This is a genomic window from Paenisporosarcina sp. TG-14, assembly GCF_000297555.1.
GTDB lineage: Bacteria > Bacillota > Bacilli > Bacillales_A > Planococcaceae > Paenisporosarcina > Paenisporosarcina antarctica.
The window spans coordinates 19,500-33,742 of the sequence record NZ_AMGD01000056.1; the positions used below are offsets into that span (position 1 = coordinate 19,500).

The 14,243-nt window shown below is 37.0% G+C and carries 7 protein-coding genes; 4 read left to right on the forward strand and 3 right to left on the reverse strand.

Features of this window, described 5'->3' with window-relative positions; all coding sequences use genetic code 11:
- The first annotated feature begins 144 nt into the window (after positions 1-144).
- From C406_RS0114750 to C406_RS0114765, 4 genes are all read left to right on the forward strand, one after another.
- Positions 145-897: a DeoR/GlpR family DNA-binding transcription regulator gene (locus C406_RS0114750; protein WP_017381422.1), complete on the forward strand. Its 753-nt coding sequence runs from the start codon at positions 145-147 to the stop codon at positions 895-897.
- Positions 894-1,826, forward strand: a complete 933-nt coding sequence (gene pfkB / locus C406_RS0114755) for a 1-phosphofructokinase (RefSeq protein WP_017381423.1) — start codon at positions 894-896, stop codon at positions 1,824-1,826. The genes C406_RS0114750 and pfkB overlap by 4 nt, the downstream gene beginning before the upstream one ends.
- The gene (locus tag C406_RS0114760) at positions 1,823-3,739 is read left to right on the forward strand and encodes a PTS fructose transporter subunit IIABC (RefSeq protein ID WP_017381424.1); all 1,917 of its coding nucleotides are present in this window, start codon (positions 1,823-1,825) and stop codon (positions 3,737-3,739) included. Before pfkB ends, C406_RS0114760 begins: the two co-directional genes overlap by 4 nt.
- A gap of 446 nt (positions 3,740-4,185) precedes the next feature.
- On the forward strand, positions 4,186-7,407 hold the full coding sequence (locus C406_RS0114765; protein WP_017381425.1) for a DEAD/DEAH box helicase: 3,222 nt from the start codon (positions 4,186-4,188) through the stop codon (positions 7,405-7,407).
- 990 nt (positions 7,408-8,397) lie between these two features.
- On the opposite strand, the gene C406_RS0114780 is transcribed toward C406_RS0114765, so the two are convergent.
- Genes C406_RS0114780 through parE form a run of 3 tightly spaced genes read right to left on the reverse strand, consistent with a single transcriptional unit; the run spans position 8,398 to position 14,087 of the window.
- Entirely contained in the window at positions 8,398-9,618 is a 1,221-nt protein-coding gene (locus tag C406_RS0114780; RefSeq protein WP_026045723.1) for an MFS transporter, read from the reverse strand.
- 54 nt (positions 9,619-9,672) lie between these two features.
- Positions 9,673-12,117: a DNA topoisomerase IV subunit A gene (gene parC / locus C406_RS0114785; RefSeq protein WP_017381428.1), complete on the reverse strand. Its 2,445-nt coding sequence runs from the start codon at positions 12,115-12,117 to the stop codon at positions 9,673-9,675.
- Positions 12,114-14,087 (reverse strand): DNA topoisomerase IV subunit B, encoded by a 1,974-nt coding sequence (parE, locus tag C406_RS0114790; protein WP_017381429.1) that lies wholly within the window; start codon positions 14,085-14,087, stop codon positions 12,114-12,116. Before parE ends, parC begins: the two co-directional genes overlap by 4 nt.
- Between the last annotated feature and the right edge of the window lie 156 nt (positions 14,088-14,243).

Consider the following 14,243-nt stretch of genomic DNA (forward strand, 5'->3'; position numbering starts at 1 on the left):
TGAAATTCCTCCTCTAGTTTTGTGGTTCATACATGACAACTATGTTTCTTTTGAATGTTTTTGACTGTTCTTGATTGATTATGATTGATTTTGAAAGCGATTTCAAGTATTATCTATTTAATAACAAATAAAGAAGGTGCCAAGGTGTTAACAAACGAACGGCATGACATGATATTAAGCTTGTTAGACGAAAAACAAACAATAAAAATGCAAGATATTGTAGACGCTACGGGTGCTTCAGAGTCGACGATAAGAAGAGATTTAACTGAGCTAGAAAATCAACATAAGTTAGAACGAGTCTTCGGTGGGGCCATGTTAACAGAACGGAATTCATTAGAACCCAGCATCTTAGATAAGTCTACCAAAAACCTTCAAGAAAAGAAACGCTTAGCTAAGTTTGCCGCTTCGTTCATTCAAGAAGGAGACTGCATTTTTCTTGATGCTGGTAGTACCACATTTCAAATGATTCCTCATTTGAAAGATAAAAATGTAGTTGTTGTTACTAACGGACTTACACATATTGATTCACTAAATGAATACGGAATTACAACGTATTTGACTGGTGGCTTAATCAAGTTTAGAACGGCAGCGCTTGTTGGCTCACAAACCATCCAAGCATTACAAAACTATCGATTTGATAAATGTTTTCTTGGTGTAAATGGTTTTCATGAGAGCTATGGATATACAACACCAGATCCTGAAGAGGCTTCAGTAAAGAAACTAGCGAGTTCACTTGCTAGACAAACGTATGTGGTTTCAGATCATACAAAATATGAAAAAGTAAGTTTCACTAAAATTCTAGATATAGAAGAGGCTGTTTTACTTGTAGATAACCTCCCACAGGAAGCCATTGAATCATTACAGAATAAGACTACTGTAAAGGTGGAGAAGACATGATTTATACATGCACCATTACACCATCAATTGACTACACCACATATTTACCCGATTTTCATATAGCTACACTCAATCGTTCAGATGAAGTTTATTACTATCCAGGAGGTAAAGGGATCAATGTATCACGAGTGTTAAAACGTTTAGACGTCAATAGCGTTGCACTCGGATTTGCCGGTGGATTTACAGGAAACTATATTGAACAGTTTTTAGAGAACGAAGGGATTAAAACCGACTTTATAGAAACTGAAGAGATTACACGAATCAATGTGAAGATTAAAGCACAAGAAGAAACAGAATTGAACGGTCCTGGTCCAGTCATAAATACACAGCAACAAGATCTTTTAATAAAAAAAATCAGAATATTAAAAAAAGGCGATTGGTTTGTCCTTGCTGGTAGTCTACCAGAGTCGATTCCGCAAACGTTTTTTATGAAAATTGCTTCAATTTGCCGTGACGAAGGTGTTCATTTTGTACTTGATACATCCGGACCTGCACTTAAAGATTTGGTAAACACACAGCCATTTTTAATAAAACCGAACGAACATGAGCTAGGCGAATTATTCGATACGATCATTTCGAATAAACAGGAAGCCTGCCATTATGCAAAAAAATTAGTAAATCAAGGTGTTCAACATGTTATTGTCTCGATGGGAAAAGAAGGGGCACTTCTCGTCACAAAAGACCATATTATTTCCGCAGAAGCACCGAAAGGAAAAGTTGTAAACACCGTGGGTTCTGGAGATTCAGTCATATCTGGATTTATCGCATCCTATACAAAAGAACAAGATACAGAAAAGGCATTTCGATATGGTGTAGCAAGTGGAAGTGCCACCGCTTTCCGCTCAGATTTATGTGAAAAAAGTGATGTTGAAGCATTGCTAGAACAAGTAATACTACACCCATTCCAGGAAGAGGATGTGACAGGATGAAAATCACACAATTACTGACAGAAGAAACGATTATTTTGGATCTACAAGCAGGTTCCAAACAAGATGTGTTGACAGAGTTAATTGGCAAACTAGACAAAGCAGGCAAGCTGAAAGATAAAAAGGCGTTTACGAGAGACATATTAGCACGCGAAGAACAGAGTACCACTGGCATTGGTGACGGTATTGCGATTCCTCATGCTAAATCTACAGCTGTAAAAGCACCTGCCATCGCGTTTGGGAGATCACTTACTGGTCTTGACTATGAATCACTTGATGGTCAACCAGCGCATCTGTTTTTCATGATTGCGGCAAGTGAAGGCGCAAATAATGATCATCTAGAAGCTCTTTCAAGATTAGCTACATTCTTGATGGATGCGAATTTCAGACAGAAAATACTTGAAGCAACATCAATTGACGAAGTATTAAGAGCTGTGACCGATAAGGAAACGGAAGTGGATGGACCTGAAGAAGACTTAGGAGCACAACAAACACATGATGCTGTAAAATCTTCTAAGAAAATTCTAGCAGTCACTGCTTGTCCAACAGGGATTGCTCATACGTACATGGCGGCTGAAAAGCTGAAAGAACGAGCAAAAGAATTAGGCATTTCACTCAAAGTAGAAACAAACGGCTCAAGTGGAGTGAAGAATCGCTTGACTGACGCAGATATCGCAGAAGCAGATGCCATCATCGTTGCTGCAGATACGAAAGTAGAAATGTCTCGTTTCAATGGTAAACCTGTCATTCAGGTCAAAGTTGGTAAAGCAATCTACGAGACTGATAACTTATTAAATCGTGCAATCACAAATGATGCACCAATTTACCAGCACGACTCATCGAAAGAAGAAACGACTGGAAAAGAATCGAGCAATGGGTTTTATAAACACTTAATGAATGGTGTTTCTAACATGTTGCCATTTGTCGTCGGTGGTGGGATTTTAATAGCTATTTCATTCTTCTGGGGGATTAATTCGGGTAACCCTGACAGTCCAGAATACAATGCATTTGCAGCGATGCTAGGCACAATTGGTGGTGCTAAAGCATTCTTCCTAATGGTACCAGTATTGGCTGGGTTTATTGCTAGCAGTATCGCGGATCGTCCAGGTTTTGCACCAGGTATGATTGGTGGATTAATCGCAATAACAGTAACAGGTGTAGAAGGGGCTAGTGGAGGGTCTGGCTTCCTAGGTGGTATTATTGCTGGTTTCCTTGCAGGTTATGTCACGCTGTTTGTTAAGAAAATGTTCTCGAAATTACCAGAAGCTCTTGAAGGTTTGAAACCAGTATTATTTTTCCCACTATTTAGTATTGCGATTACCGGGATTATCATGATGCTTGTGAATCCACAGTTAACAAAAGTATATACAGGAATATCTTCATTTTTAGAAGGACTAGGTGGCACAAACGCAGTACTCGTGGGATTAATTTTAGGTGGAATGATGGCTATCGATATGGGGGGGCCAATCAATAAAGCTGCTTATACTTTCGGCATTGCGATGCTCGATGCAGAAAACTTTACGTATATTGCGACAGTTATGGCAGCAGGTATGGTACCTCCACTTGGATTGGCGTTAGCGACGACATTATTCAAAAACCGATTCACTAAGTCAGAAAGAGAAGCTGGGAAAACTGCTTATGTCCTAGGGGCATGCTTTATCACAGAAGGTGTAATTCCATTTGCAGCTGCAGACCCTGCACGTGTCATTCCTTCAGCAGTAACTGGAGCAGCTTTAGCTGGTGGTCTTGTAATGTTGTTCGACATTGGTCTTCGTGCTCCTCACGGCGGAGTATTCGTCATGGGACTTGTTGACGGGGGAATCGCTAAAGTTATGCTTTATGCATTGGCAATCATTGCTGGTTCAATAGTTACCGCAGTAATGGCTGGATTATTGAAAAAGAAAATAATCGAATAAAAATTTATATAAATCCATCTCTTAAACTCTCACTTGAGTTAGAGATGGATTTTTTATAGTTGATTGGCTGGATAATTTGGGGTGATAGTTGAGTTATAAGTAATAATTTCAAGTAGAACAATGCTACTTACAAGAAACTTCAAACCGAATTTCGAATGAATTAAATTAGACATAAATATGTTGAACAATAGTAAAAAAGGGTGGATGTTGATATAGAAATACTTTAAGTTGATCAAGTAACGGAATCCCAAATTCATTGTATTTTAAGACTATATACTGATTATCTATATCTCATTAGATTAGAAAACCTATATGATACAATTGTGATAAAGGTTTTAATGATTGTCTTAGTCTGAACTATAAATCCACCTAATTTAAACTTGAAAATTCCACATAAATAGCCCTTGGTAACTGAAGCGAAATATCTTTAAGAAGGTGCACGGCATTTGAATATAAAAATTAATCAAAAAATCATTAAAGAAATGTGCGGAATAGTCTCCTTTAAAAAAGGGGACTCTTTTTATCGTTCTAATAATGTGACATTTAAAACCTACAACGCTAACCATTGTGATGCAATAGTATCAGGATCTGAAGACTTCTACGTCAACATTAAAAAGGATTCTAACGGAGGGATTCTCACAAAATGTAGCTGTCCTAAGCTTGCTTCCTTTCAAAAGAATTGTCAGCATATTGCGGCAGTTTTATTGTCAATTCACGAACATCAGCTTCAAGGAACCATGCCTATTGATATTAGTGAACAACACTCGAAAGCGTTAACAACTCAAGACCTGACAGAGGGTTTGTTAACCCTTTTCAATAATCAGCCTAAACGATCAAGTAATCACCAGCTTTACTTTGAGAAAAGGCAAGCACTTGATGTAAAGTTTACATGTAAACCCGTTTATATAGGTCAAGGGCAATTCATGTTCGGAATAGAAGTTAAGATTGGTTCAACACATATTGCTAATATTCGGGACTTTTTGGAAAAAGTGAATGAAGGAATTCCTATTTTGCTATCCATTTCATTCACGTATGACCAAAGCACTCATTGCATTCAAAATGAAGCAGATGCTGTGGTTCAGCAACTCATACAAATAGTAAACGATGAACAGCTGTACATAAATGAATTGTCGGATGAATCGAATTTTATGAGGAATAACCATATATTACTGATTCCTCCGTCTTCATGGGCAAGGCTTTTGCCGATACTTAAGAAAGCACCAGCTCTTAAGCTCGAATATGACGGAATAATATATGATGGTATTCGCGTATCAAACGAACGACTTTCTATACAGTTTGACATTTCTGAAGCAGAGAACTCAGCCTATGAACTGAGGATCAATGGAATAGATCAATTAGTTGTATTGAATTCATATAGCACTGTCATCTCAGAGGGAAAAGTAATAAAGATGAAAAGTGAAGACTGTAACCGTCTATCTGACCTGAAAAAGATGCTTAATACTTCAGGGTCAAATAGTATTTTAATACCATATGAGCAAATAGATATTTTTCTGGAAAAAGTAGTTCCAGGATTGAAGAGACTAGGAGATGTTCAACTACCTGTAGCTAACTCGAAAAATTTTGATAAGAGTCCACCTTTAATTGCCAAACTATACTTGGACCGTGTGAAAAATCGATTGCTTGCCGGTTTAGAGTTTCATTATGGAAATATTATAATTGACCCTTTTGAAAGTCGGCAACTTTTGATGGATTCCATGATTATTAGGGAAGTGGAGAAGGAAAATGTAATCCTTCAGATGATAGAAGATAGCTTGTTTATCAAGACGGACGGTGGGTATTTTTTACATAATGAAGAGTTGGAGTATTCGTTTTTGTATCACGTAATCCCCCAAATACAAAATCTTGTAGAAATATATGCAACTACCGCAGTAAGAAATCGGATTTTCAGAGAAAATGCTCGTCCACGGATTAGGGTAAAAGTGCAAACAGAGCGCACTAATTGGCTTGAATTCAAATTTGAAATGGATGGCATTCCTGAAAAGCATATACGTGATATTCTATTAGCTCTAGAAGAAAAACGGAAGTATTATCGTTTGCGAAATGGTTCATTACTCTCATTAGAAACAAGGGAATTTGAAGAAATTAGGCGCTTTCTAAATGCATCACCAGTCCAAAATGAAAATCTGGAAGATGGCTTATATTTACCAATAGTCAAGGGGCTTCAACTATTTAATTCTGTTGATGAACAATCATTCACCTTAGAGGAGTCGTTCAAGAAATTCTTAGAAAACATCCGAAATCCAGGTAGTTTGGAGTTTCAGGTACCCAATAGTCTTGAATCTATATTGCGAGACTATCAAAAGCGTGGTTATAAATGGATGAAAACTCTGTCGAGCTATGGTTTTGGAGGAATTCTTGCGGATGATATGGGGCTGGGGAAAACGCTACAAAGTATAGCATTTATTCAGTCTGAACTTAAAGAAATCCAAATAAAGAATTTTCCAGTCCTTGTTGTTTGCCCATCATCATTGACTTATAACTGGCTTAATGAATTCACAAAATTCACTCCAAATATACAAGCTGTTGTCATTGATGGTAATAAAACAGAAAGGACTAAAAAGTTAAAGATTGCAATGGAAGTTGATGTTGTTATTATCTCCTACCCTTTGTTACGTAGAGATATAATGTGGTTTGAAAAACAAACTTTTCACACTGTTTTTTTTGATGAGGCACAAGCATTTAAAAATCATTGGACACAAACAGCACAAGTTGTAAAGAAGATACAGGCAGATTATCGCTTCGCTCTAACTGGAACACCTGTGGAAAATTCACTTGAAGAATTGTGGTCAATTTTCCATGTTGTTTTTCCGGAATTATTTATGGGGTTAAAGGAATATAGTAACCTTTCTAAGGAAACAATTGCCCGGCGGATTCGACCATTTTTACTACGCCGTTTAAAAGAGGATGTACTTTCAGAGCTTCCTGATAAAATTGAATCCATAGAATCAATCGAGTTGCTTCCTGATCAAAAAAAGCTATACGCTGCCTATTTAGCGAAACTACGACATGATACGTTGAAGCACCTGGACAAAGATGGTATCAGAAAAAATCGCATTAAAATTCTGGCTGGTTTGACTCGGTTACGGCAGATTTGTTGTCATCCAGCATTATTTGTAGACGGATATAAAGGAAGCTCAGCGAAATTTGAACAGTTACTGCAAATTGTAGAGGAATCCCAAATCGAAGGGAGAAGAGTGTTGATTTTCTCCCAATTCACTAAAATGCTTGAGCTAATAGGAAGAGAATTGGCGATTAAAGGGCACCCCTATTTCTATCTTGATGGAAAAACTCCATCAAAGGAACGGGTGGATATCTGCAATCAATTTAATGATGGTGAACGTGATCTATTCCTCATTTCCTTGAAAGCAGGAGGCACCGGACTAAATTTAACGGGTGCTGATACGGTAATCCTATATGATAATTGGTGGAATCCTGCAGTCGAGGAGCAAGCAGCTGATCGCGCCCATCGCATTGGACAGACAAATGTTGTTCACGTCATAAAGCTTGTTGCTCGAGGAACAATTGAAGAAAAAATGAATGAACTTCAAGATAAAAAGAGACTTCTAATTGAAGAAGTATTCGATTCCGAGGGGAAAGTTTCATCAACACTTACTGAAGATGACATACGGTCAATATTGAGGATATAGAGTACACTAGAAGTAAAAGTCGGTTTACAGAAAAAGATAATCGAATTGTGATGTAGGTAGCAGTAAATTATATAAACACTCTTATAAGCCCAATGTAAATAATGGACTAAATATTACTTGTTAACATCATTCGGGAAAACGAAAACAACGCTGACTTTAATTATTAATTCTAAAAAGGTGAAAAGGATTTGGTGTTAATGGGTATCACTTCAAGAAAATCGTTAATTGTTCCATTTTCAATTGTTCCAGAAGAATATCTAGCTTCCATTGTATGAGGTGTAATAGACGGAGACGGTTGGGCAGGGAGTGATGGGTACCAAATGAAGGTTACATCTGGTAGTTTTAGATTTGCAGAAGGTCTTTTAGAAGTTTTTCAATCTTGAAAGTTGATATATAACTGAAATGAAAACACAAAATGGAAATGTAACTATTTGGTTAGAGGCAAATTAGAGCTACAAAAACTTTCTAAAAATTATCCCGAGGATTCCCATATTTATAAAAGAGTTTATATGACCCAACATTCTGTTGATTTTTATTTGATTGAAGACGATAGAAAATTCCTTTATGGAAAATTGTTGATGGTAAAATTGTTCGAACATCAATTAGTACTTGAATTTCATTTAGACCGAATATAAGTAACTCGTTGTTAGTTACGTTAAAAGCAAAAGCATTACGTAATACAGATTTTAATCATTTATTGTGGAATGAAGAATTTACTTTCTCAGAAAGATTTTACATTCAGTAAAATAATTAAGCAGACAGACCGTATGATAAACAATTATTAAATGATATAAAAGTGGCTGAAAACATTATAAACTAAACATGAATGACTATTTCATTTAAAAAACGTAAAGAGGAGTCTCAAAGGAAAATGAGAACTCCTTATTTCATTATTTATATTTTAGTTTACATAATATAAATTATAGGAAGTTGTATCTCATTAACCAAGTATACTTGAAACAGTGAGACAAAATAAAAAAACCGCTGAAATTATGCTATTTCAGCGGTTTTATCATTTGTATCTAATTTTATGTTCCGTTGCTTCATTTGAATTAAAAAAATGGTTGTTAATGATAAACTTATAACGCCAAATACGACGACCATCCATTGTAAGCCAATTAAATCTAATAATGCTCCTGTTGCTAACAAAACGACTTGGAAAATTACTCGCTCCAACATATTTCGGAATGAGAAAAATCTTCCATGGAATGCTCTTGGCATTTGCTTCTGGAAAATCGTCATCGCCGTTGGGAAAAAACAACCAACTGCGAAACCAAACACTGCAAATGCTGTTACCGACAATAATGGATTAGCTGCAAATATTAAGATTAACTCTGCAAAACCAATGACAAATGCAAAAAAGAATAATATTGTGCTTGTGCTCCATTTTTTAGCGATATATTTCACAACAATCGTACCAATCATAAACGCAATACCTTCTGCTGCATATATGGTTCCCTTAATCGATGCTGAATCCTGCAATTCACTAATATTAATGACTAATAAGTTAAATGATCCTATAAATAACAAAGGAATTAATGTCATCACTAATGTCATCATGACAGCTGGGTACGACTTTAATATTGGAAAAACTTCCATAAATCCGCCTTTACCTGGTGCGGAAACTTTTACTAGTGCCTCTGTTCCCTCTTCCTCATCGATACGTAGCATAAATGTAAAGATCAGCAAACCACCATAAGCAAAGATTGATATGAAATAAAGGGATTCTAACGACCAATACACCAATACTACACCCGCAAGCGCTGTTCCAATGACACGAGCCATCGTCGCTACGTTCATATGCCAGCCATTCATTTGAAGCAATTGTGCATCTTTAACAACTAAAGGAATGGTTGCTTGTAGCGCTGGAAAATAAAATGCTGCTGATAGTTGGATACTAATCATAAATGCAACCATCCACCATATTGATCCCGTGCCAATGGCAATTAACATAAAGCAAACACTAATCATTCGACCAAATCCAGATATTAAGAGGACGGTCTTTTTCTTCGATTGATCAATTACTTTTCCAGCAAGTGGACCAACTAAAATACCTGCTAATAAACCAATGGCCATAATAACTGCTTTTAAGAAATCTGATGGAATTCGTTCTTGCATAAACTCCAAATTTCCGATGATTCCCGTCCATAATCCAAGACCTGCAATCAATTCGCCTACTAAAATAATCCACACATTACGATTTCTCCACATATTTTTCACTATTTATAACAAGGGAAGCTACATTGACTCCCCCGTTGTATCCTTTCACGATTTCTTACTATATTCCTTCTTTTTCAGAACCTTCCATAATCGTACGACATCTCCATCTTTGTCTGTATCGACAATAAATGAGCCGTTCGAATAACGATCTGTTACACGAATAGGTTTCGTATCAACAAGTTCACGTACACCTTTTGATGTCTCAATCATCACTTGGTCGTTATCTTGTACGAAAAGTACGCCACTTACTCTGTGAGCATTTGATTTTAATTCACGCAATACACCAATCCCGCGTTTACCACGAGTACCATTTTCAAATTCTTTCAACGACATTTTTTTAACGGCACCACGATGTGTTACAAGTAATAAATCACCACGTACACCTGCTGATATGGTAGTTGCATTTACTACAACATCTTCTTCTTTTAAGTTTATCCCTTTAACACCACTGGTTTTAACACCAGTTACAGTGACTTCTTCCATATTAAATCGTACAGCATAAGCACTATGAGTCACGATAATGACATCGTCAGATTGTGTGACTAAATCAATATGAATGACTTCGTCACCTTTTTTCAAATTCATAGTATTTAACGCACGTGAATATCGTTGAACTTGATATTCTGCAAGCGTCGAACGCTTAATCTGACCAAATTTTGAAACGGCTAAGATAAAACGATCTTCATCGAAGTTGTCGATTGGTATTGCTTTTATTATCGTTTCATTCGCATCAAGAGAAACCATACTGGATACATGTTGACCTAAGTCTTTCCAACGAATCTCCGGTAACTCATGAATGGGTTGATATATATATTTCCCTAAGCTTGTAAATAATAATATGTGATGTTGTGTGTTTAGCATCGACTCAAATAACAGATAATCCGAGTCTTTCATCGCGAAGTCTTTGCCGTTTGAAGCATTATAAGAACGCGTACTTGTACGTTTTACATAGCCATCTTTCGTCACAGTAACAATGACTTCCTCACTTGGAATCATAACATCCAGCGTTATTTTAATTTCTTCGATTTCGTTCTCGATGATTGATCTTCGTGGTTCAGCAAATTGCTTACGAATGGCTTGCATCTCTTGTTGAATAACTTTAATTAAAATAGATTCATTATTTAATATGGCTAATAACTCTTTAATTGTTTTTTGAAGTTCTGCTTCTTCATTTCTCAAGTCTGTAATATCCGTGTTTGTTAATCGATAAAGTTGAAGAGAAACAATTGCTTCTGCTTGGGGTTCAGTAAAAGCAAATTCACTTATTAAATTATTTTTCGCATCACGCTTATCTTGAGATCCACGAATGGTAATGATGACTTCATCCAAAATAGAGAGAGCTTTCATTAAACCTTCAACAATATGAATTCGATCTTTTGCTTTTTGTAAATCAAAATTAGAACGTCTAGTCACCACATCTTTTTGATGTCCAATATAGGCGTCTAATAGTATTGGGAGTGTCATCATGGTTGGTCGACGATTATGAATCGCAATCATGTTGAAATTGTATGCAATTTGCAAATCTGTGTTCTTAAATAAGAATTGCAAAATGCCTCGACCATCTATTTCTTTTTTCAATTCAATTACAATACGCAAACCTGTTCGATCAGACTCATCACGGACATCTGCAATGCCGTCTAACCGTTTATCCAAGCGTTGATCATCAATTTTCTTAATTAAAACCGCTTTATTGACTTCAAAAGGAATTTCGGTAATCACGATTTGTTCTTTACCGCCTTTTAGCGGTTCAATTACAGCTTTTGAACGAACAACAATTTTCCCTTTACCGGTTTCATACGCTTTTTTAATGCCTTCAATACCTTGTATAGTGCCACCTGTAGGAAAATCTGGCCCTTTTATTACGGTCATAAGTTCATCTACAGTTGCTTCAGGGTTAGCCATTCTCATTAATACGGCATCTAATACTTCATGTAGCGCATGAGGTGGCATATCTGTTGCATATCCTGCTGAAATACCAGTTGCACCGTTAACTAGTAAATTGGGGAAACGAGCTGGTAAAACAGTTGGTTCTAATTCTGAGTCATCAAATGTTTGTATTAAATCTACTGTTTGTTTCTGAATATCTCGAAGCATTTCACCAGAAATAGCTGACAACCGTGCTTCTGTGTAACGCATAGCTGCTGGTGGATCACCATCTACAGAACCATTGTTACCATGCATTTCAATTAGCATGTGTCGAACTTTCCAATCTTGGCTCATTCGTACCATGGCTTCGTAAACGGAACTATCACCATGCGGATGATAGTTACCAATCACATTACCAACAGTTTTAGCTGATTTACGAAACGGTTTCTCGTTCGTGTTACCTTCATGGAACATCGCGTATAAAATACGACGTTGCACTGGTTTTAAGCCATCTCTTGCATCTGGTAATGCACGATCTTGGATGATGTATTTACTATAACGGCCAAACCGGTCGCCGATGACTTCTTCTAATGGTAAATCTTGATAGCGTTCGGTTTGTGTCATTCTGAATCCTCCTCGGCATGGATGAGCTCATTTTCTAAAATGTTACTGTTCTCATCTAAGCCAAAATTAACATTGTTTTCTATCCATCTCCGTCTTGGTTCAACTTTGTCACCCATCAACGTAGTGATACGTCTTTCAGCACGAGCATCATCGTCAATTTCTACACGAATTAACGTTCTTGTCTCTGGATTCATCGTAGTTTCCCATAATTGAATGGCATTCATTTCACCTAAACCTTTATAGCGTTGAATCAAGTACCCTTTACCGATTTTGCGAATAGCTACATCAAGTTCTGCTTCGGTCCATGCGTAAATGAGGACTTCTTTCTTTCCTGCACCTTTATATACTTTATACAGTGGTGGTAAAGCAATATATACTTTTCCAGCTTCTATTAACGGCTTCATATATCGATAAAAGAATGTTAAAAGTAACACTTGAATATGTGCTCCATCTGTATCTGCATCTGTCATAATGACAATTTTATCGTAGGCGATGTCTGGAACTGAGAAATCAGCGCCTACTCCCCCACCAATTGCATGAATAATGGTAGATATTTCTTCATTTTTCATAATATCTGCAAGTTTCGCTTTTTCCGTATTGATGACTTTCCCACGGAGAGGCAAAATTGCTTGGAAGCTGCGGTCACGACCTTGTTTGGCAGAACCACCAGCAGAATCTCCCTCTACTAAATAAAGCTCATTTTTTGCTGCATTACGAGACTGTGCTGGTGTTAACTTACCAGACAATATAGAACTTGATTTCTTAGACTTTTTACCATTACGAGCATCTTCACGTGCTCTACGGGCTGCTTCTCGTGCTTGTTGTGCTCGAATCGCTTTACGAACAAGTGATGCACTCAACTCTGCATTTTCTTCTAATACATATAATAGTTTCTCAGAAACTACTGCATCAACAGTTGCTCGCGCTTCACTTGTTCCTAATTTACTTTTCGTTTGCCCCTCAAATTGAAGAATTGCTTCAGGTATACGAACTGAAATGATCGCTGCAACACCTTCACGGATGTCTGCACCTTCTAAATTTTTATCTTTTTCTTTTAATAAACTAGTTTTTCTAGCATATTCATTAAAAACACGGGTTAGAGCAGATTTCGCACCTGTTTCATGCGTACCACCATCACGCGTTCGTATATTGTTTACAAATGATAAAATCGTTTCCGAATACCCATCATTAAATTGAAAAGCAAATTCGACTTCAATTTCATCTTGTATTCCTTCTACATAGGAAACCGGATGTAAGACATCTTTTTCTTCATTCAAATAAGCTACGAATGCCTCAATGCCAGTTTCATAGAAGAAGATGTCTTGTTTGCCGGAACGTAAATCATTTAACTCGATTTTTAATCCTTTTAATAAAAAGGCAGACTCTCGTAAACGTTCACTGATGGTTTCATAGTTGTATTTTGTAACAGAAAAGATTGTTGAATCCGGTAAGAAATGAATAGACGTTCCTGATTCTTTTGTTGAACCAATATGTTCAAGTGTTGTTACAGGGTGTCCGCCATTTTCGAATCGTTGACGAAACTTCTTGCCATCACGATGAATGGTAACTTCTAAAAATGACGATAGGGCATTCACTACGGAAGCACCTACACCGTGTAGCCCCCCACTTGTTTTGTAACCACCTTGTCCGAACTTACCTCCTGCATGAAGTATAGTGAAAATAACTTCTGGAGTTGGTTTTCCGGTCTTGTGTATACCAGTGGGCATCCCACGTCCAAAGTCTCGAACACTGATACTTTGATCTTCATGAATATTTACAATAATATGATTTCCATATCCAGCTAGGGTTTCATCCACAGAGTTGTCGACAATTTCATACACTAAGTGGTGCAATCCTCTAGCATCCGTAGAACCAATATACATCCCAGGACGTTTTCTAACCGCCTCTAGGCCTTCGAGTACTTGAATTGCATCGTCATTATATGCTGTTGATGATTGATTTTTTGCCAAATCGTTCTCCTCCAAAAAACAAACAGATGTTTTCATTGTATAGAATGAAAGTCGCCATTGCAATGAGTCTCATGCTTTAATACATGATCTTTAAGTAATTTATTTAGGTTAATGAAAGTTCTTGTTAAGCGTTGAAGTTGGTTGTGACGTGTTGTG